The sequence below is a fragment of the Aliivibrio sp. SR45-2 genome (genome assembly GCF_963890165.1).
In the GTDB taxonomy this organism is placed as follows: domain Bacteria; phylum Pseudomonadota; class Gammaproteobacteria; order Enterobacterales; family Vibrionaceae; genus Aliivibrio; species Aliivibrio salmonicida.
Genome location: NZ_CAWPRC010000142.1, coordinates 1 through 21363, shown reverse-complemented (window position 1 = coordinate 21363; position 21363 = coordinate 1). Strand labels below are relative to the sequence as shown.

17 protein-coding genes are annotated in these 21363 nt (G+C 39.5%); 13 read left to right on the top strand and 4 right to left on the bottom strand.

The features are described from left to right. Positions 1-192: 192 nt before the first annotated feature. The 13 genes from AACV33_RS06940 (at position 193) to tssG (ending at position 15494) form a co-directional block, all read left to right on the top strand. Positions 193-711, top strand: a complete 519-nt coding sequence (locus AACV33_RS06940; RefSeq protein ID WP_017020865.1) for an Hcp family type VI secretion system effector — start codon at positions 193-195, stop codon at positions 709-711. A 71-nt stretch (positions 712-782) separates the two neighbouring features. Beyond that, positions 783-2861: a type VI secretion system Vgr family protein gene (locus AACV33_RS06935; RefSeq protein ID WP_182700005.1), complete on the top strand. Its 2079-nt coding sequence runs from the start codon at positions 783-785 to the stop codon at positions 2859-2861. Continuing rightward, positions 2848-3342: a hypothetical protein gene (locus AACV33_RS06930; RefSeq protein ID WP_017020863.1), complete on the top strand. Its 495-nt coding sequence runs from the start codon at positions 2848-2850 to the stop codon at positions 3340-3342. Before AACV33_RS06935 ends, AACV33_RS06930 begins: the two co-directional genes overlap by 14 nt. Positions 3343-3350: 8 nt before the next feature. Beyond that, positions 3351-4670, top strand: a complete 1320-nt coding sequence (locus AACV33_RS06925; protein WP_182700004.1) for a hypothetical protein — start codon at positions 3351-3353, stop codon at positions 4668-4670. Continuing rightward, complete coding sequence (locus AACV33_RS06920) at positions 4651-5631, top strand: DUF2169 family type VI secretion system accessory protein (RefSeq protein ID WP_182700003.1); 981 nt, start codon at positions 4651-4653, stop codon at positions 5629-5631. The genes AACV33_RS06925 and AACV33_RS06920 overlap by 20 nt, the downstream gene beginning before the upstream one ends. Further along, positions 5628-6569 (top strand): hypothetical protein, encoded by a 942-nt coding sequence (locus tag AACV33_RS06915; RefSeq protein ID WP_182700002.1) that lies wholly within the window; start codon positions 5628-5630, stop codon positions 6567-6569. The genes AACV33_RS06920 and AACV33_RS06915 overlap by 4 nt, the downstream gene beginning before the upstream one ends. A gap of 154 nt (positions 6570-6723) precedes the next feature. After that, positions 6724-8694, top strand: coding sequence for a protein kinase domain-containing protein (locus AACV33_RS06910; protein WP_182700001.1), 1971 nt, complete (start codon positions 6724-6726; stop codon positions 8692-8694). After that, the gene (gene tssA, locus AACV33_RS06905; RefSeq protein ID WP_182700022.1) at positions 8694-10247 is read left to right on the top strand and encodes a type VI secretion system protein TssA; all 1554 of its coding nucleotides are present in this window, start codon (positions 8694-8696) and stop codon (positions 10245-10247) included. Before AACV33_RS06910 ends, tssA begins: the two co-directional genes overlap by 1 nt. A gap of 24 nt (positions 10248-10271) precedes the next feature. Continuing rightward, positions 10272-10778: a type VI secretion system contractile sheath small subunit gene (tssB, locus tag AACV33_RS06900; protein ID WP_017020857.1), complete on the top strand. Its 507-nt coding sequence runs from the start codon at positions 10272-10274 to the stop codon at positions 10776-10778. Positions 10779-10786: 8 nt separating this feature from the next. Next, on the top strand, positions 10787-12268 hold the full coding sequence (tssC, locus tag AACV33_RS06895; RefSeq protein WP_017020856.1) for a type VI secretion system contractile sheath large subunit: 1482 nt from the start codon (positions 10787-10789) through the stop codon (positions 12266-12268). A gap of 59 nt (positions 12269-12327) precedes the next feature. Continuing rightward, positions 12328-12738, top strand: a complete 411-nt coding sequence (gene tssE / locus AACV33_RS06890) for a type VI secretion system baseplate subunit TssE (RefSeq protein ID WP_017020855.1) — start codon at positions 12328-12330, stop codon at positions 12736-12738. A gap of 12 nt (positions 12739-12750) precedes the next feature. Further along, positions 12751-14499, top strand: coding sequence for a type VI secretion system baseplate subunit TssF (gene tssF, locus AACV33_RS06885; RefSeq protein WP_017020854.1), 1749 nt, complete (start codon positions 12751-12753; stop codon positions 14497-14499). Next, complete coding sequence (tssG, locus tag AACV33_RS06880) at positions 14496-15494, top strand: type VI secretion system baseplate subunit TssG (protein ID WP_017020853.1); 999 nt, start codon at positions 14496-14498, stop codon at positions 15492-15494. The genes tssF and tssG overlap by 4 nt, the downstream gene beginning before the upstream one ends. Positions 15495-15574: 80 nt before the next feature. Here tssG and AACV33_RS06875 read toward each other — a convergent pair whose 3' ends face one another. From AACV33_RS06875 to AACV33_RS06860, 4 genes are all read right to left on the bottom strand, one after another. Further along, complete coding sequence (locus tag AACV33_RS06875) at positions 15575-16024, bottom strand: Lrp/AsnC family transcriptional regulator (RefSeq protein WP_017020852.1); 450 nt, start codon at positions 16022-16024, stop codon at positions 15575-15577. A 39-nt stretch (positions 16025-16063) separates the two neighbouring features. Beyond that, a complete protein-coding gene (gene tssM, locus AACV33_RS06870; protein WP_182700000.1) occupies positions 16064-19453 on the bottom strand; it encodes a type VI secretion system membrane subunit TssM in 3390 nt (1129 codons plus the stop codon). A 53-nt stretch (positions 19454-19506) separates the two neighbouring features. Next, entirely contained in the window at positions 19507-20793 is a 1287-nt protein-coding gene (locus AACV33_RS06865; protein ID WP_182699999.1) for a type VI secretion system ImpA family N-terminal domain-containing protein, read from the bottom strand. A gap of 393 nt (positions 20794-21186) precedes the next feature. Continuing rightward, entirely contained in the window at positions 21187-21363 is a 177-nt protein-coding gene (locus AACV33_RS06860; RefSeq protein WP_339379719.1) for a M23 family metallopeptidase, read from the bottom strand.

Below are 21363 nucleotides of genomic sequence, written 5' to 3'. Positions count from 1 at the left end.
CCAATTTATTGTGGAATTAAACAATAAATTGTTTTTAAAAATTGAGTTGAAATAACTTGGTTTTATTAAGTTATTGATTTTTAATTAAATTAAAGTTGGCATGGCAGTTGCAATATGTAAATTACAATCGTAGTGATAAACGATTTGGTAAAAACAAATAATCTTAACTATAAATAATTAAAGGATAATAGAATGCCAACTCCAGCTTATATGTCAATTAAAGGCCAAACTCAAGGTGATATTACTAAAGATGCATACTCAGCAGATTCAGTTGGTAATACATGGCAGGAAGCTCATATTGATGAGTTCCTAGTTCAAGAACTTGATCATGTATTAACGGTTCCACGTGATCCACAAAGTGGTCAACCTACTGGTCAACGTGTTCACCGTCCAGTTATTGTAACTAAACAACAAGACCGTTGTTCTCCACTACTATTTAACTCTTTAGTATCTGGCGAGAAACTGCCTGAATGTAACATCAACTTCTACCGCACTTCTACTTCTGGTAAGCAAGAGCATTACTACACAATCAAACTAATTGATGCACTATTGGTTGATATGCAAACTCGTATGGCTCATTGCCAAGATGCTGCTACTTCTGATCGTGTTACTGAAGAAGTTCTTAAGTTCACTTACCGTGCAATTGAAGTAACTCACGAAACATGTGGTACTGCTGGTAATGATGACTGGCGTGCTCCACGCGAAGCTTAATTGCTTTTGCGTTAACGATTATAGGGCCACATTGTTGGCCCTCTTTTTCATATTAGTATCAGGTAAAAGATATGGTTAGTGAGATAGAATTTAAGTTTGAAATCCTTGGAACAGAGCATGAATTTCGTGTCGAAAGCTTTAATGTAGTTGAGGAGTTGTCTAAACCTTTTCACATCAACCTATCATTACTTTCACTTGATGCAGATATTACGTTTGATGAGTTAATCCGAAAACCGGCCTTACTTAACGTGTTTGGACAAGGGGTGGGTGTTGCTCGTCAATTTCATGGGGTGGTTAATGAAGTTCGTTACCTTGGTGAAGGACGTCGCTTCTCTCGTTATCAGATCGTGTTGGTTCCGCAATTATGGTTCTTAACGCAACGTCAAGATTGTCGTATTTTCCAAGATAAATCGGTCGTTAATATTGTTACTGAAGTGCTTGATGAGGCGGCAGTTACGGATTACCGTTTTGATACCTCTGGGGTTTATTCAACCAAAGAATACGTACTTCAATACAGAGAAAGTGATTGCCAATTTGTTCAGCGCTTATTGGCTGAACACGGATTATGGTATTACTTCGAGCATACTAGTACTAACCACACGATGGTTATTGTTGATAAAAATGATGCGATTGCTGAGCTGATTAATACGCCTTTAAACTCTTCTTACGTTGGCCCTATTATTTATCAAGCCGAGGGTGGGGGAAATGCCGATAGAGAGCATATCTTTGAGTTAGAGTCGGTTAATCGCGTTCGTACCGGGCAAGTAACCTACACCGATTACAATTATGAACAGCCTCGTATTCCTCAAAAAATGGGAACAACAGGATCGATTGATAACGATCTGGCTTATTTTGATTTTCCTGGTCGTTATGTTGAACCAAGCCAAGGTCAAATTCGTTCTGATGAATTAATGGCTGAAAGCGTGGTGGATAATCATCAAATTGAGGCGGTGAGCAGTGTAATGCGCTTAACGCCTGGATACAGTTTCATCCTGAATAAGCACCCAAGATCAGCGTTAAATCGTGATTACACCATTTTATCGGTAACGCACAGTGGTTATGATCCGCAGGTGCATGAAGATGAAGCCAGTGGAATGCCAACAACTTACCAAAACCAATTTAGTTGCTTGCCTCGTGACGTTGAATTTAAAGCGCCTAAATTACCTGCGCCTATTGTCGATGGTCCTCAAACGGCCGTGGTGGTTGGGCCTAATGGTGAAGAGATTTATACGGACAAATTGGGTCGTATTAAGGTGCAATTTCATTGGGATCGTTATGGCAGCAGCGATGAAAACTCAGGCTGTTGGATCCGTGTGAGCCAATCGATGGCCGCGCCAACGTGGGGAGCGGTTTACTTGCCACGTATTGGTCACGAAGTTGTGGTGGCGTTTTTAGAAGGGGATCCGGATCGTCCGTTAGTGACGGGTGCGGTTTACAATGGATTGCATTTTCCTCCGTACTCTTTACCAGAGAATAAAACACGAACCACCTTTAGAACGCAAACTCATAAAGGCACTGGCTACAATGAGTTAAGTTTTGAAGATGAAGCAAACCAAGAAGAAGTGTACATTCACGCACAAAAAGACATGTCGACAAAAGTGCTGAATAACCGCTTTAGAACCATCGGACAAGATGAATTCTTAACGGTAGATCGCCATCAAACCAACGAGGTTAAAGGCGATCATAAAGAAACGATTGAAGGGCACAAAACCACACAAGTAAACAGTACGTTTACTGAGACGGTTGAACAAGATGTCACGGTAAAATACAACGCGAATGAACAACAATCGGTAGTCAATAACTCAACGTTAGATATTGGTGATAACCGCACAACGACGGTTGGCAAAAATGACGATTTAAGTGTCACAGAGAACAGTAACTTATCAGTAGGGGCGTCACGTACTAGCGATGTTTCTGCGGATGATAACCAAACTGTCGGTGGCAACTTAACGGTTTCTGTTCAAGGCAATACGTCTTACAAATCAGATGGGTCAACACAGATCATCAGTGGCAGTAAGATTGTATTACAAACGGGCAGTTCATCCTTGGTGATGAGCAGCGATGGCACGATTAAGTTGTCAGGCACTGCGATTACCATTGAAGGCTCAAGTGCCGTAACAGTGAAAGGGGGTAAGGTTGCAATTAACTAATTCAGTTGCTGTAACCACATTGCTTCAAGACACTCCGCAAGCTGATATTTCAGCTTGCGTTCCTCGTTTTGGTAAAGTGGTTTCTTTGCACCCAAGTTTGGGTGATCGCCTTTATGTTGAATTTGATGGTTTAGCGCAAGGCTCGTCTGTTCTTGCAAAAATTGGTCGACAATTTAGAAAATCTGAATTGGAATTGGCGATTGAAAGTGAATTAACCTGCCGGATTGAGTTTCTGAACGGAGACATCACGCTTCCCATGTTAACTGATATCTTTTTCTCCCTGTTGGATGATGATAAGCCGTTAGTATTAAGAGCGAAGTCGCTAGTTATTGAAACTGAAGACGAGCTGATATTAAAAAGCGGTGAGACACAAACAAAATACAGTGGCAGAGATGGTCGAGTGACCACAAATGCGAAATACATTACCTCTCAAGCCGAAAAAGCACAGAAAATTCAGGGATCAACGATCGCCATTAATTAGAGTGATTTATGAATCAATACCGTTATTTAGTTGAAGATGTAAAAACGTTTCTATCCGATGCAGACAAAGCGGAGGCGCACGCCATTATTCAACAGTCTCAAGAGGCATTGAATGATTTCTCAGCGGCTAAGCGTCAATTTCTACAGAATAAAGCGACTTTAGCAGCCGAAACGATGTCGTTTTACATCAAGCAGCAATACCGTTTTCATCAACAAGGCTACCCATCACTTGAGATCAATTATCTCGTGCTATTGGAAAGACAGTTAGCGGCCTTTTTAGATGTCTTTGTCGCCTTATATCGCGTCCATCCTGCGTTTCTATATAGTATTCATGATGAATTTCCAGACGTATTAGCGTGGTTATGCCTCAACGAAGTCTTTGCACTAGAAGATAAAAAAATCATCATGATAGGGCTTTCAATTGTTGATGATATTGATAACTCATTGACGATGGGCTTACTGCTTCGTTCGAATGCGGGTGGTCTTGATAAAATCATGGCCAGATTGGTGGAAGGAAAATCAAAAAACAGTGAATTGTATGTTCGTTGTCTAATATTACGACAGCGCGTCAGTGTGTCTTTAATGAAGCATTGGATCGCGATGTCATTTTTATCTGAGTCGTATTTACACTCTCAGTTAGCCTTATTGAATGTCGGCAGCAGTATTGAATGGTTAGATGAATCCCACTCGTATGATGCGATTTTATTTGAACAACTAGTGCTAAAAGAAGATCGGGCAACGTGGTTTCGTCAGCAGTATTCTCCTGATTCACTGCCATCTGATGACGTTGCTACGTATGCAAAGCTACTGAACCTAAAAGAATTCAATGGGTTTGATGTGAAACACCGTCATGCGCCTATTCATTTCATGTTGAGTGGAGACAGCAGCTTAACCCCTGATGTCGTGTCTTATATGAGCGATCTTGATGACGCAGAAAGAACCGTTTGGTGTGAAGCACTATGGGGGGTTTATGGAAAGGACTTGCCTTTAATACCTTCACAGATAGGAATCGACATAGATTGGGATTACGCTTTGTCGGTATTAAGCCAATGGGTTAATGATAAAGAACATCAACGGTCGTCAGTGATCCGCTTTGGTGAATCGTTGTCTTTTGATTCTTCAATCAAGGCATTACAAAGTGCAGAAATTAACGCAACCTTTCGTCTTTGGTTATGGCGAGAACTGTGTGTATTAAGTCGGGTTCATTTTCATTGGCATCCCCAATTGAGCATTCAGCAGCAATCACGTTTATTGCATAACATCAGCCATATTGATCTCGTTCGTGAACGTTTTAATTTGAGAGGAAAACATGCAGCTTTGGGATATTGAGGAATCAGATTCATATACGCTAAAAGGACGTTTTCAGCGAGATCGTCAAGGCCATGAAGTCTGGGTATTGAGCATGAAAAAAGCATGGCTTTGGAGTGAAGGTCGCTGGGTACAAGAAGAGACCCCCGTGGTGATCAATGATGATCCCATTTACGCTGGCGACGCTGGGTTTTCAGCGATGATTTCAGATCATGATTTTCCAATATACAAAAAAAACACCGATATATTAATTTATGGTAAAGCCAAAACATACGCTAAGAAACCCGTCTCTAGTCACTCTTGCCGTCTATTGGTTGACGAACATATCGATAAATCGTTAATTGTCATTGGTGAGCGTCAGTGGATTGATCACAGTGGCAGTATTGCGGTATCAGCAGCGCAGCCCTTTATTGAACGCGAGATCGATTACACCAATGCGATTGGCGGGGATGAGCGAAATCGATTAGGATCAGGCATTGCAGAATCAAGTGATGAATTGTTGAAAACAAAAGTACCTTCCGTGTTTTATGCAGGACAAAATTGGCAAGCCAATAGCAATAAAGTGCAAGTGGCGGGTTTTGGGCCTCTGCCCCCTTTTTTCTCTGAACGAAGCCGATGGGCAGGAACCTTTGATGATAAGTGGCAGGAAGAACGTCGTCCTTTATGGCCCATTGATTTTGATGATCGTTTTTATCAATCCGCCCCGAAAGATCAGCAGTGTAAAGGCTACCTTACTGGCGGAGAGCGCTTAATGGTCAGTGGTTTTTGTCATAACGATGCATTGTCATTTCGCATTCCGACAGAAAAATATCAAGCGATAACCACGTTTCAAGAAAAAGAAGAAAGGGCGGTAATGCCGTTATATACCATCTGGATTGATGCTAATAAAAAACGCATCGAAATGCTTTATACCGCGTCTTTTCATTGTCAAGATCGTGAACATTTACTGACGTCGTCACGCATAGAGGTTATGTCATCATGAGTCAGTTTTATGGACAGTTTGTGTTAGACAGTGAAATTGCCACTCCGACAGGAATGAACGTGGAGCTTGCGGTGGCGGTGGCGAAAGCCGACATTGACCGCTTTTCATCTTATGAAAGTAATGGTAAAAAATACACGATTGCTGAACTTGAATACATAAATGCAGCGGATCCACTGGAAAAAACAAAGCAATTACTTATTGAAGTACTGGTTCCTTTATTAGACAGGTTGCACATTTCCTTAAAACCCTTGCCATTACTCCTTTCTATTCCTTCGTCGCTTTCTCGCCACGAGATTCGTGATTGGTTAAGTGAGAGTGAATACAGCGCATATTTGTCTAATATTACGGTCAGTAAACACCAAGGTAATGCGTTTATGGCGGAATGCTTACAAAGCTTAGATGAGCCAGACGCGGTATTGTGCATTGCCGTGGATAGCTTACTGGATGACATTGACAACTTGATTGAAAATCAACAAGTGATGTATGCCAAAAACCCGTGGGGAGTGATCCCGAGTGAAGGGGCGGCAGGCATGATATTAACGAAACGGAATGTATTAGAAACATTAAAAATAACCCCACAATCGCAACTGATTTTTATGGGGTTTGATTGGGCATCGAGCGATCGCCGAGGGTGCTCTCGGTTGATAAGGCAAGCGTGTAAATCGCATTCTGATCTAGGCATTGTGTACAGTGATATGACAAATCAACGCTCTCATGTTGAAGATTATGGTTTTGCTATTGGTGCCAGAAGTGAAGCGTTACCGAATGCGCAAAATGTCACGTTAACGAATGAGTATTGGGGAACAATGGGAGGTGCATCAGGTATTTCGACAATAGCGACAATGAATTACCTGCACGATACTGAGGCGCTTGCCAGCGTATTTTTATTTGATAAATCCAACACTCGTTCATTATTAATATTCAAGGCGACAAAGTAAGGTAATTACCTTGGTTGCGTTTTTTCTATATTTCTAGTCACTTTAACTAAATGGCTAGAGATAGTGTTCGTTTTGTTTTACAGCATTGAAAAACCACACAGTAACTCATTAAAATCAGGCCTCATTAATTCGGTTTGGTATAAAGAGTATATAAGTGTCTAAACAGCAGGGATCAGCTAACGAATTTATTAATCAGTTGGTTGTAAAAGCAATCGAAAAAAAGAAAAAATATGAGCAAGCATTGGCTGAAAAAAATAAGCCAAGGCTAGAGCACGTATTATTTTCGCAATTCGATGTAGTAGAGACAATAGAATCTAAAAATACCAAAACTACGTTGTATCACCTAGCGAAAAAGGGAGATGCCGACAAGCAAATTTGTTGTAAAGTATTGAATGACAATGCGCCTGATTACGCACGTTCGATGTTTATAGCAGAAGCAACACACCTCGAAATATCACAACATCCTAGTATTGCTGAATTTATTAAACTTGGAAATGAGTTTGATCGTCCTTATTTTATGTATAAATGGATTAAAGGCGAATCATTATCAGAAAAACTAACCAGACACAGCAATAAAGGGTTTCGTCATGATCACGTTGCTTGGTTAATATATCAATTAGCGGGTGCATTAGAATATATGCACACGAAAGGTGTGTGCCATTTAGACATTAAACCGTCCAATATTATCGTGTGTGAAGACGATGGTATTAAGCTTATTGATTTCGGTGCTGCTCAATATTCAGGTGAGGGTAAAGAGTATTCTGAAGCCAGCTTATCTTATGCCTCGCCATTATTTCTAGAAACCGGAAAGTCCGATCCGCAAGACGATGTGTATTCAATGGCGTTGTTAACGTGTTGTTTATTCTTAGGCTATTCAGAGCATTCGGATTGGAAGGCAACGTTACAGCAACGTAAAAGACCAAATCAAATCCCTAAATCGGTTTGGGTATTATTGCGCTTAATTATCAAAAAACCGCGTGGCCATAAATTAACACCGATCGCGTTTGCTCAAGCGCTGGCAAAAATTGATATTGACGCAATGCGTACCAATAACCATGCGCCAATATTTACACGATTGCGTAATGCCGATCTGGTCTTACGAAAAGAGAACAGTTTTGATCCCTTACGTCTGGGTATGTTTAAGTATTTAGAAGTCGCGCTGATCGCGAGCGTGATCGTAATTACCGGTGCCATACTCTCCAGTTACTTTGTTCCATCTCCTGTTCCTGTGATTGGAGTGTCTAAAATTAAACCCGCACAAACGGCGGCATTCTTAACTAAACCGCCATGGGAAATCACGACAGCACTCGACAACAGTGAAGTAGATTTATTGGCATTAGCCCCTTATAGAGAAGCGGTTAACGTTAAAAATAATCAAATTGAACGTTGGTATAACGAAGAAAAAGACAACTTGATGAAACGACGTGACAGTGAAGAACGTCAAAGAAAAGAACTAACAACGATACGTAAAGACATGGTTGCACTTAATGAGCACCTAAATCGAAATGCCGTCATGTCGTCTTCCGTTAACCGACGAATTACTAAGTTGATGAAAGGTCTTAATAATTTAATGTTAGAGCGTCAGAAATTCTCATATCCGATTGGTCCAGAAGATCAAGCGTTAGCGAATATTATTATGTCTGGCGATTCAAAAGACGCAGAGAAGTATCTGCGTACTGAGTGGATGAAAACTCAGGCTGAATCTTATTTCTATGCGTATGTATTGCCTAAAGAAGTCTTAGGTAAAGTGATCGATTCGGTCAATACACACGCTCAAAACCATTTTTATTCAAAAGCAATTGATGAAATAGAACACGCCATTACCCTTTTTGGTGACACGGTTGAACTGACATCGAAAAAAACAGAATTGATCATTCAACGCAGTGAGTATGTTTTATTTGGAACCGTAACCGGAGAGTTGATTTTTGAGAGTGACAAGCTCAATACCGCATTATCAGATTTGCATCAAAACGCGCCTTCTCGCTTTAAAGAAGTGTCTGTTCTACTAAAGAAACTGGCGAGAGAATCTCTTGAACAAAGTTTTCAACAAGATGTTCCTGCAGATGGCGCATTGGCAATAGAGAAAGCATTAAATACCTATCAAAAACAGGTAACGATCTCATGATGAAGACGGTTGATATTGACGTATTACTTAAACCGATTAATGAAATGTCGCCTGCGGGTGAAGATGCTAAATATGAGTTCTGTTATGAGCTCATGGAATTTGAGATTAAAAAATTCGGATCGCTGTTTGGTGAAACGGTAGATTGGAAAGCGGTAGAGACGAATGGTACTGAGGTATTAACGTCTCACAGTAAAGATTTAAAAGCGATTTGTTACTTAACTCGAGCATGGATTGAACGAGAAGGCTTTAATGGTTTTGAAACGGGACTCTCGTTATTTTCTCAAAGCTTAACCTTGTTTAGTGATTCATTGTACCCACGTCGCAAGCGAGCAAGAGATGGCGCCGTTGAGTGGTTTATTTCTCAGCTAGAGAGCGTATTGCCAAAGTTGGATTCACAGCAATTATCGTGGGATCAAGCGTCCTCATGTTTGACTTTAATTGCAGAGATCGATGAGAAATATCAAGAGTCATTTTCTGATTCTGACGTAGCGTTTTTTGCGGTTCGTTCGGCGGTTAATGCCATTATGGATCGTTTGCCACAAGTGGGTATGAATGAAACGGCCAGCGTTACTCATCAAGAAAACGAGCAAGCCGATCTAGCTCAAGAATCGATAGAAGCTACGCCTTCGGTAGTGACAGCACAAACCATAGCACCAGTACAAAGAAAAGCGGAATCTGTTAGAAAAGAAGTGGATATTGATACGGATTTCTCAAGCCCAAGTGCCTCGAAGAAAACGTTGAAAAAAATCGCCGAATTTATGCTGCATTCTAATATAGGCGCTTCTTTGGCTTATCGCCTGCATCGTTATTCTACCTGGTGTGATGTTGATGAATTGCCTCCGTATGATAACGATAAAAAAACACCGATAAGTTTGGCGGTATCACAAGATCAGCTTTCTGAATACAAAGAAAAAGCAAAGCACGAGACGGATCCTGAAGTGATAAAACGTCTTGAAAAAACCCTGACGGACGCGCCTTTTTGGTTGAGCGGTCACCATCTTATGTATCAGATGTTGATGAACCTGAATCACGAATCCGCGGCGGAAGCCGTAAAACAAGAGACAGCGTTGTTTATTCAAGAATTGAACGGTGTTGAAGCGTTAACGTTTGCGAACTCAGTGCCTTTTGCTGACGAAGCAACCCTAAAATGGCTAGCATCACGCACAGCGATTACCCCCGCGGCGTTGATGCCTATGCCACTCGAATTTTCAGATGATACAACCTTGTCTGAAGGTGAAATCACATTAGCAACTCTAGGTGATTATGTCTCCACCATTTCCCAAGGTTTAGCGGCCGATACTTCTGGGCGTGGGCAACTGATGTTGCAATTGAAATTAATAAAAGCGTACCACCTCGTAGGCTTGCTTCCTTTGTGCTTACCTTATATTGAAAAAATATGGGTCGTAAGAGAAGAAATAAATTTAATGAGTTGGGAGCCTCATTTATGTAATCAGCTTGATATGTTGGTTGAAAAAACAATGACGGAAATGTATCCATCCAAGGATTTGATTCCTGAAAAGTACCAACAATGGTTATCTATTAATAATAAGTAAACAAAACGAAAATAAGGAAGAATTATGTCCCGCGATGGCTCGGTTGCTCCTAAAGAGCGAATTAATATACGTTATGTACCTGCGACAGGTGATGTACAAGAAGACGTTGAATTACCACTAAGTATGATGGTTGTTGGTGACTTTACAGCGCGTGCTGATGAGACTCCAATTGAAGATCGTACTCCAATCAACATTGATAAAGATAACTTCAATGATGTATTGGAAGGCTACTCTCCAAACGTAAAAGTGAATGTAGACAATAAATTGAGCGGCGAAGAAGGCGCTCAACTTGGTGTTGATCTAACGTTCAATAGCATGAAAGATTTTTCACCAGAAGCTATCGCTAAAAGTGTTCCTGAACTAAGTGGCTTACTTGAATTGCGTGAAGCACTTGTTGCGCTGAAAGGCCCATTAGGAAACGTACCAGCATTTCGTAAGAAAATTGCGGCAGTGCTTCAAGATGAAGACGCTCGTCAAAAATTACTTGAAGAGTTAAATCTGAGCGCTGATAAAGAAGCAAAGGCTGAGTAGAGGGTATTATGACAACAGAAGCACAAGCTCCGGAACAAGAAGCAACACTGGTTGAGTCTGGCTCATTACTAGACAGCATTCTAAATGAAACGCGTTTAAAACCAAGTGATGAAGGCTTTGACGTTGCAAAACGTGGCGTAGAAGCATTTATTGGTGAATTGCTAAGCAGCAACAATACGGGCAGTAAAGTTGAGCAGTCATTAGTTGATTTAATGATTTCTGAAATCGACCAAAAATTGTCTAAGCAAGTTGATGCTATTCTTCATAACGAAGAGGTTCAAGCGATTGAATCAACATGGCGCGGTTTGAAATACTTGGTTGATCACACTGATTTCCGTGAAAACATTCAAATTGAATTGATTTCAGCGAAAAAAGACGAAGTATTGGACGACTTTGAAGATGCACCAGAAGTCGTTAAGTCTGGTCTTTACAAGCAAATCTATACGCGTGAATACGGTCAATTTGGTGGTAAACCAGTCGGCGCTGTTATTTGTGATTTCCAAATGTCTGCATCATCACCTGATGTGAAACTGATGGAATACATGGCAAATGTAGGGGCAATGTCTCACGCACCATTCATTACATCAGCATCGGCTCAGTTCTTTGGTTTAGATAGCTATGAAGATCTGCCAAACCTGAAAGATCTGAAGTCTGTATTTGAAGGTCCTCAGTATACTAAATGGCGCGGTTTCCGTGAGCATGAAGATGCTCGTTATGTGGGTCTTTGTACTTCACGTATGATGTTACGTACTCCGTATTCTGTAGAAGATAACCCAATCAAAGCGTTTGATTATAATGAACATGTTAAAGATGGTCATGATAACTACCTTTGGGGTAACTCTGCGTACGCGATGGCGTCTAAAATCAGTGAATCATTTGCAAAATATCGCTGGTGTCCGAATATTATCGGTCCACAAAGTGGTGGTACGGTTTCTGATCTTCCGGTTTATAATTATGAATCTATGGGTCAAATCGAAACTAAGATCCCAACAGAGATCTTGATTTCAGACCGTCGTGAATATGAGCTAGCTGAAGAAGGCTTTATTGCTCTTACTATGCGTAAAGGATCTGACAATGCAGCGTTCTTCTCTGCAAACTCAGTACAAAAAGCAAAAGTATTCCCGAATACGCCTGAAGGCAAGCAAGCGGAAATGAACTACAAGTTAGGTATTCAATTACCATACATGTTCATTATCAACCGTTTGGCTCACTACATCAAAGTGCTGCAACGTGAACAAATCGGTTCATGGAAAGAGCGTTCTGATTTAGAGATCGAACTAAACAAATGGATCCGTCAATACGTTTCTGATCAAGAGAACCCACCAGCAGAAGTACGTGGCCGTCGTCCATTACGTGCTGCAAAATTGGAAGTATCTGAAGTAGAAGGCGATCCAGGTTGGTACAAAGTATCAATGTCGGTACGTCCACACTTTAAGTACATGGGTGCAAGTTTTGACTTGTCACTGGTTGGTAAATTAGACCAAAACTAATTTGTCTCCCCATATAAGCGACTAGGTTGAACTGGTCGCTTATTTTTTAAGAAGTCATTATGGAAAAAGGTTACCGGCTTTTAGAACGAATTGAATTAGGTGAGCCTAAAAACTGCTACGAAAAAGTGGTATCGCACAAACATCTTATTGAATCAATTCACCTTCACCTTGCAGATTTACTGAATACACATGCAGGGAACGCCATGATAGATAATGAATACGGACTGCCTGATTTTAATGATGTGTTATCCAATAACACCAATTTAGTTCGTAACATTCAACAGAACATTCGTACATCAATTGAGAAGTTTGAACCAAGACTAAAGAACGTTGAGGTTCATTATCGTCAAGATAATCACAACCCATTGCAGTTAGGTTTTGGTATTGGTGGTGAAGTGATGCATAACGGCGGTAAGGTTCCAATGTCTATTAATATATTCATGGGCGTCGATGGACAGTTTAACGTTTAGTAGGAGAAAAGAGTGAGTAACAGTAAATATTTTCAAGATGAGCTAGCCTATTTAAAAGAAGCAGGCAGTGAATTTGCAAAATATCACCCTAAGCTGACTAACTTCTTGTCTGAAGGAACATTTGATCCTGATGTTGAGCGTTTGCTTGAAGGCTTTGCCTTTTTAACGGGTCGTGTTCGTGAAAAAATAGACGATGAACTGCCGGAATTAACACAGTCATTAATTTCATTATTATGGCCTCATTACATGCGCTCAGTGCCTTCAATGTGCATCAGTGAGTTAACGCCTCACTCGGGGAGTGTGACAGAGAAAACCGTGGTTGAGCGTGGTGCAGAAATGGCGAGTGAGCAAGTAGAAGGCACTCAATGTTTATTTAGAACCTGTTATGACGTTGCCTTGTATCCGCTGAGCATTCAACAGATTGAACAAAATAACAGTCGCACTAACTCTTCGGTACACGTCACTTTGGCTGCGAATAATGGCCTAGAGTTGTCTCGTATAAAATTAGATACATTACGCTTTCATTTGAATGGCGAGCAGCACATTACACGCAGTCTGTATCTTTGGTTATTCCGCTATTTAGATTATGTCGAACTGGACGTTGGAGGAGGGTATAAGCACCGTATTCGTGCTGACCAAGTCGTTCCTGTGGGGTTTGATGATGATGAAGCCATTTTGCCATACAGCAAGAATTCATTTTCTGGCTATCGTTTATTGCAAGAATACTTTTCGTTACCTGAAAAATTCATGTTCTTTGATGTGAAAGGATTGGAATGGTTAAACGGCATACCACAACGCAGCACCGTTAAAATGTCGTTCGTTTTCTCACGAGCTTTGCCTTCGGAAGTGATGTTAAAAGATAAGCATTTAAAACTTCATTGCACGCCAGTTGTGAATTTGTTCGATCAAGATGGGGATCCTATCCGTCTTGATCACCAGCGTAATGATTATAAAGTTCGCCCTCAAAGTTCAAACCAAGAGCATTATGAAGTGTATTCGGTTGAAGAGGTTGAGAGCTGGAGTAAAGCAGAACGTCGTAGAAAGAAATTAATTGAATTTGAATCCTTTGAACATCAAATTAATCAAAGAGATAAAAGAGATTTTTATAAAACTAAAGTCAGTGAAAGAATCAACGGTCGTGGTTTAGAGCGTTATATCTCGTTTCATTCGCACAATAATCAAGTGTCTGATTTAAGTTCTGAAACGGTATTAATGAAGCTGATATGCAGTAATGCGGATTTGGCCGAGCGATTGTCCGTGGGTGACATCATCTATACCACGCACAAATCGCCAACGTACGCGACATTTACGAATATCACTAAACCAACTCAATCGGTTAGCCCACAAGTGAATGGCGAGCTGCAATGGCAGTTGATTGCGAATATGTCACTTAACTACTTATCGTTAGCCAACATTGATGTGTTAAAAGTATTACTGTCGACTTATGACTTCCATTCTCGTGTTGATAGACAAGCGCACAGAGCGTCTATACATCGTCTTGATGGCATTAAATCAGCGAGTATGACTCCTACTGACAGAGTCTTCCGTGGTGTTGCTATTCGTGGCGTAAAGTTTAAGGTCGACATGGATTCTACTTACTTCGTCAATGAAGGGGATATGTACCTACTTGCCAGTATTTTGAATGAATTTATCCGATTGTATTCGAGTATTAATTCGTTTACTGAACTTGAAGTGTTTGATGAAGATACGGGTGAAAACTATGAGTGGCCGAGTTTAACAGGGCAACAGACGATACTATGATTGAGTATATTGTTAATAAACCTTGTGAATACAGTTTTTTCCAAGCGGTATCTTTACTTGAAAAGCATTATCAGAACTTGCCTGGTATTGAATTTAAAGCGATTGGTGAAAATCAATACGTAAAGAATGAGTACATACAATTCGGGGTCTCACCAAAGCTAAGCTTTCCTAAAAGTGACATTGAGTACATCGCACAGATTGATCGTAATGATCAGGTGTATACGAAAATTGAAGTAACTTTTCTTGGTTTGCATGGCTCGAGTTCTCCGTTACCTGCATCCTATACAGAGAAGTTAGCAGGACGAGACAGTGACGATAATCCGGTAAAAGATTTCTTCGATTTCTTTCATCATCGTTACATCAGTATGCTTTATCGAGTGTGGAAAAAGTATCGTTACCATATTCAATATCAAAGTGATGCGACGGATCCTTTCTCAGGACGATTATTGCATTTAGTCGGGTTATCAAGTGTTATTCAAGAGAACAATAACGCGGATCTTGATAGGGCGAAATTACTTTCTTATGTTAACCAGTTATCGACGCGTACGCGTTCACCAAAGCTTGTTTCTGGCATCGTTTCCCATTACTTTTCGCTGCCTAATGTATACATCGAAGAGTGGGTATATCGTCGAGTGACGATTGCCGATTCTCAACGTAATAAATTGAATCAAAAGAACTGCCAATTAGGGAATGATTTACACCTAGGTAAGAGCATGGCAGACCTGACAGGTAAGTTTAATCTATGTATTGATGATATTGATTTTGATACGTATACCAACTTTTTACCTGGAGGACGGTTACATAAGACGTTAATAGGATTAATGAAGTTTATTCTGTCTGATCCTATGGCATGGGATCTTAAGTTAACCGTAAAAAATGACACCATCCCTAAGAATGAACTAGGTGACGGAATTGGTAACGAATTAGGTCAAACATGTTGGCTAGGAAATATTGATAAGGAGGATACAGTGATTAAAATTGTAGGCAGTAACTAGTCTAAAATGCATAGAAAACGAACAACAAGTTGGCGCTTATTATTCGTCTTCTATCATTATTAAAAGTGAATCAGAAATACTTATCGGCAAACTGGTTGATGCAAAACGATAGTACTCTTCACTTCTTTGATGCCCGATATCGATTCAATTTCATTTGAGAGGAAATGAATACGATGTAAATCGGGCGCTTCAATAAGAGAAATGATGTCATAAGTCCCACCAACAATGCTGGTCATTTTGACTTCAGGTATCTCTTTTAACGCCTCTGATACGGCGTCTTTTTGCCCCATAGCGCACGAAATCAACAAATAACAAGAAGCGGTATTGTTCCCGTTATTCATGCGGATTTGTGCGGTATACCCTTTGATGATCCCCGTTTTTTCCAAGCGATTAATTCGCTCTGCAACAGCAGTACGAGACAGCCCTACATTACGCGATAAATTCGCAATAGATTCTCTACCATTGGATAAAAGATTGGAGATTATTCTACGATCTAATTTATCTAAGCCCTGTAGATTCATGTTTGACATGTTAATCCCTGCCTTAATTTCTATTTTATTGTTATTTTCTTAGTTAATTACTTCTGGGAGCTTAAAGTTCGATAGCTCAGAGAAAGTAAATGGGTTGTTCTGAGTCAATGGTGTGAACTTCATACTGATATCACGACCGCTGACTTTTATATGGCTAACGAAACTACTATTAGTGACATCGGAGAGTATAGAGTCTCCTAATAATCGGTAGATTGCCCATTGACCATTCTCCGAGAGAGTATGCTGCTTGCCCTCATCGGTTACGTCTTGTAATGTTATTTTGACCTCAAAGTCTCCGCTTTGTGGTGGCCATTGCAGCTCTTGAACCTTACTTGGACCATGGTAATAGCTCATCATATGGCTGCCCACATTGATGTTTGCTCTAATTGCACTTGAGTCGAGATCCACAACTTTAGTGCTAAATGGTATTTGTACTTTATTGGTGCTTTTGTTGATCATGGTGTTGCGTATTACATTGTAATTTCGTAATTGAACTAATAATTCAGGAGATAAGTACATGACTTGTCCATCTTCGCGCTTTGATGTCCATAGATTCGTGTCATAAAACGGCGCTAGGTTGTCTTTTATAAAGACATTCAATATGCCACCGGTTGCAAATAGTTGCTCAAAATCTTCCAATGAAATGTCTTCTTTTGCATTGGTATCAAATGGGTATTTGTTTAGCCCAGTTTGACGGAACACACTGTAAACCTCACTGTACCATTTCGTTTGAATGCCTTTAGTGGCTTCAGTGATCATCACTGACCAAGTTTGATTTACTATGTCTAACAACCAGCTGCGTACAGGTTCTGGTGACTTCTGAGCGATTTGTTTTAGTCGAATTAATGGATCAGCCTCTGCTCTCACCATTCTTGCTCGTGCGGCATCCAGTGCGGCTTGATGTACGTTTGGTGAATCTGAAATATCTTTAATATAGGTTCTCAATGAATTGAGTGATGTCACGATATCTTCCCAAGGCGTAGGGGAGTTTTTCGTTTCATTAATCTGTAACTGATTCAAAAGAGAAAACGCTTGTTCTACACGAGCCATTAAAATGTAATCAGGTTCTACTATCTCTGTTACGGCATCTGTGGCCGTTTCTAAAGCATCTTTTAAATTATTTTTTGAATCCAATAATGCACTTATGTCACCTGTTGGTGAATAATGGGTGTTGGCGTACAGTTGTTTCAAGATGGTTGTCATTGGCGATGATGGGCCAGAGATCAGATCAATCGCATTGGTTAAATCATAAATGTTGTCATACGATTTTATTTTGAGTTCACTTAATGCATTACGCCAATAATTGATGTAATCATCGGTGTATTTTTTACGAACATCATCTTTGAATTCCTCTTGCTCTGCATCACTTGGAATAATGTTATTTGATAGCCCAAGTACCCAGTTATCTGAGATCACTCGTTTAGACAACAAATCAACGTGTGGACGATAAAACGAGCTAAATCCTGTTGAGGTATAGAGTTTGTTGATGTTTAAACTTTCATTATTAATCGGATTTTTAAAGATATTATTAAAATCAAACCCAACGGCTCTTTGTAGATTGAGCGTATCGATCTCGGCACTTTTCGCTTGCTCTACGATTTGAAGGTAGACCAAATCAACGTTTGATTTCGCCAATAGGTTACGGCGAGTTGCACGAACTAAATCCATATTAATGTCGATAGGAGCAAACTTTGTACGGAAATACGCATCCAAATAAGACATGGTTTTTTTCACGGTCTCGGAGTTAGAATCGAGTCGAGTTAACACATCAAATGTGTGCTGTTTTAAATAAGGGATGTCTCTCTTACTTGGATCTTTCAGCATCAAATAACTTTTCAATAAAGGCAAAGACATTGAAATATCATTTTGATTTTTTGTCAGTTGTATTTGATAAGCCTCAGCAATTACTGGCATAAGTTGTTTGGTGATTTGCTCGATTAATGCATGGTATGCAATTTTTGTGGTTGGCTCTAAGCGGCTGACTTTCATCGTCAATAGCTCGTCATCCAAGGCTTTATTACCATTAAGCCAAGCGCTATAAGTAGGTTCAATCTCTTCCTGAGCATTGGTCAGTTTTGAGTGGAAAACCTCTGATGCATATTGCTCATGATCTTTTCCTTTCACATCAATGAGCTGATTAATGACTTGTAGATTACTTTCTAAGGCTTGGAATAAAAAGTAGCTTCCGCTTGTGAGCACAACGACAGACACTAAAAATGCCAAACGACTGCGTTGTTGAATACGACGTAAGTAGTTTTGGTTCTCGTTGGAGAAATCGGCTTCAGGTAACACTTTTGAATCAACCAAAAAGCGGGTGAAGTAAGGGGTTTCGGTTAATTGTCCGTGTTCAGAAGCAATGATCGGTAAGTTGAAATAATTGCTACAACTCTTAGCCAATAAATTATATTTTCGGCCACCTTGAAGGCTAGAGCTAAAGAAGACTTCTCTAATATCAATCGCATAGGTGCCTTGGTTTAAATCATTAAGTCGTTCAACAATACGGCTTATTTCGACCTGACATAACTCAAATTGTTTAGGAAAAGCCAGTATGGTCTGTTTTTCATCAACATTGTTTGTGTATGATGATGAATCAAGGGCACTTGCTTCCATGACTTTTACGATATTTTTATAGCTGTCACGGAAATAATCTAAGATTGCCCCTTTTGCGTCTTTTAAAGGAATAGAAAGAAACTCAATACTCGACTTTAACGGACTGAAATGAATGTATTCTTTAAACCCTTCTAATTTGTCTAATTTAGTCATAACGAAATACAGAGGTAGGGTAGCTCCTGTGCTTTCTTTGATTGATTCTAAGCGTTGCAAAAGAATGTTTAACGTATAATCAGTTTGCTCGTCATCATGAACGACTAAAAACTCAAAATCGATGAGTAATAAGCAACCAGCGAAGGGCTTTCTTGGCTTATGATTGATGACTTCATTAATTAATGCTTGCCACAATAGGCTGTCTGCACTTGAAATTTCTTGAAAAACGAGTCGATGGTTAGGCTTTATATAAACGGCAGAGTCTGATTCAGACCATTCAAAAAAGTCATTTTTTACACTCTTCACTTTATCCATTGGCTTTATGGCATTAGAAACTTGAAGAAATTGGTTTTTTCCTGATCCTTTGTTACCAATGATTAAGTAGATTGGTTTTTGTTTGGCTTTATGAAGCAACGGTTTTAGTACCATTGACAGCGTTTCTTCTTCTGTTTCAATATCTTGGCTTTTCTTTCCTTTTCGTTTTTTGATATATAATGTGAGGTTAAAGAGAAGATACAAAACACCAATGACAGCAACGGTTCCCCACAGCAGTACAATATCGGCTTCTGGGAACCAAAGTAAATAAGCACCACACAATACAACCAGTATAAAAATGGTGATGAGTGTAGAAAGTAATAGCGGATTTCGGACCAAAGTGTTTTTCATAGTTTTTACTTTTATGTTATGCCTGACGTTATGTAATACAGTGAGTTACAAACCTAAAATTTTTCTTTTAGTGTATTTATCTTATGTTGATAAATATTGAGTAAACGCTGTGTTCTATCGATCTCTGCCGATGTTGTTTGTTTTTCTGCATACTCAATTCGACCCAGTAAGGGGAAGAGTGAGTTGCTGTAGTCGTACGCTTTTATAATTGCACTGTCTTTCTCTTGGGATTTAGCATTGGCAAACACCGTTCTTGATTTTAAAAATTGACGATTAATACGTTTGTATTCGCGATCAAATTCTTCTGTTTGTAAGGTGAGTTTCTCTTTCATATTGGTCGCAGCGGCAGAATCAGGGTAAATTTCTTGCAACTGCTGTACGGCTAAATTCAATGTGTTTAATTGGTTTACTTTAATAGGGTCTAATTCCCAGTCGGAGATTAACCATTGAGTTCGCTGAATGACTTCTGATTTAATGGATTGCTTTATTGATTCGTCTTTATGTTCTAACGCGGGCAAAATTTGGACAATATCGTGAATGTCTGCGGTCTCAATTTGTTCACGTAACGTACGTTTTTGATTATCGCTATAGAAAAAATGAGCAAATAATAAGCAAAGAAAAAACCCAAGTATAATGAGAATAGTAATCAAGGCTTTTGAATTGCCTTCAGGCGCGACAGCCGTATCGATTTTTATTGGTGGCTTATTTCGTGGTGGCATTGATACATTGACGCTGATCCCTTGTGGTTCAACGGGTTTTGGTTTTTGTTTATTTTTGACTTGATGTGCTTTTTCTTCTTGAATTTGAATTTCTTCTATCCATTGAGAGAAAATACGGCGGATCCCACCTAAAGAAGGCGTTTTAATGCCGTAATGAGAACGTAATTCTTCTTCAATCTTTAAGGTTAGTTCATGTCCTGCTTCAATTAGAGGTAAATCGCTAGGGGTAATCTTAAGTGTTTTTTGTTTACGTACCGCATGCTCAGTTAACCATTCAATAGATCCTATTCTTGCGGTTGACTTATTTTCTTCTGGATAAGCGGAATGCCAGTAAATGACGCAGACGTCGAGCAACGCGTTCAAACCACCAACAAGACCCTTTAACCCATCAATATGAGTTGCAGAAACGGTATAGTAACAAGCACAGCGAATGTCTTTGCTTTCATTCAATAAAATGTTTTTCGATAACGAATGGACTTTTTTCCATGAAATTTTAGACGTAACTGTACTTAGTTTATTTACTTGACGTTTAATTTCAGAAAAATCGTCAAGTACATTCGGGTTAACCCCACAAGGCAAATTTTGGCTAATAGGGCGCCGTGCAAAATCGGGAAGATTCATGAGTTTTCCAACCTAGCGAATATGATCATCTACATGTGTTCATGTATTATTATGTTTTTATGAGCTTCTTATATAATGCGACGGATTGTACTACTAAAATATAAAATGAATATAAAAAAAGCATGTTTTCGTATGCATATTGTCTAAATGTGATCTAGGTTCACAAAATGTCCTTGTCAAAAAAATGGTAATCCTTATTAATATTTAGGTTAATTATACTTTCGTTTCTTATTTGAGATTTTTTGTTTTATTTTCATGCTTAGGTTGAATGTGTGATTGCTATTCATTCATTCTGGGTATGTCTTTATTGAATTTGATACTGAAGACTCATTTTTTGTAGTGGTATTTGGTTTCTATATGATTATATTCTCTTTTATCATGTTTATGTCAAATTCAGTTTTTAATAATATGTTCGAAATTGATAGGAATATCATTTTTTAAATATTCAAAATGTAAGTGAGGGCCGGTGGTGCGACCTGTGTTTCCTGTAAATCCAATTTCTTGACCTTTATATACTACATCACCTTTATTGATTATTCTGTTATTAAGGTGGAGGTATCTTGTTTTAAT

Bases quoted from the DNA above. Each gene is read 5' to 3' on its own strand.
- AACV33_RS06940 (WP_017020865.1), top strand. From the start codon at position 193: ATGCCAACTCCAGCTTATATGTCAATTAAAGGCCAAACTCAAGGTGAT.
- AACV33_RS06935 (WP_182700005.1), top strand. From the start codon at position 783: ATGGTTAGTGAGATAGAATTTAAGTTTGAAATCCTTGGAACAGAGCAT.
- AACV33_RS06925 (WP_182700004.1), top strand. From the start codon at position 3,351: ATGAATCAATACCGTTATTTAGTTGAAGATGTAAAAACGTTTCTATCC.
- AACV33_RS06920 (WP_182700003.1), top strand. From the start codon at position 4,651: ATGCAGCTTTGGGATATTGAGGAATCAGATTCATATACGCTAAAAGGA.
- AACV33_RS06915 (WP_182700002.1), top strand. From the start codon at position 5,628: ATGAGTCAGTTTTATGGACAGTTTGTGTTAGACAGTGAAATTGCCACT.
- tssA (WP_182700022.1), top strand. From the start codon at position 8,694: ATGAAGACGGTTGATATTGACGTATTACTTAAACCGATTAATGAAATG.
- tssB (WP_017020857.1), top strand. From the start codon at position 10,272: ATGTCCCGCGATGGCTCGGTTGCTCCTAAAGAGCGAATTAATATACGT.
- tssC (WP_017020856.1), top strand. From the start codon at position 10,787: ATGACAACAGAAGCACAAGCTCCGGAACAAGAAGCAACACTGGTTGAG.
- tssE (WP_017020855.1), top strand. From the start codon at position 12,328: ATGGAAAAAGGTTACCGGCTTTTAGAACGAATTGAATTAGGTGAGCCT.
- tssG (WP_017020853.1), top strand. From the start codon at position 14,496: ATGATTGAGTATATTGTTAATAAACCTTGTGAATACAGTTTTTTCCAA.
- AACV33_RS06875 (WP_017020852.1), bottom strand. From the start codon at position 16,024: ATGTCAAACATGAATCTACAGGGCTTAGATAAATTAGATCGTAGAATA.
- tssM (WP_182700000.1), bottom strand. From the start codon at position 19,453: ATGAAAAACACTTTGGTCCGAAATCCGCTATTACTTTCTACACTCATC.
- AACV33_RS06865 (WP_182699999.1), bottom strand. From the start codon at position 20,793: ATGAATCTTCCCGATTTTGCACGGCGCCCTATTAGCCAAAATTTGCCT.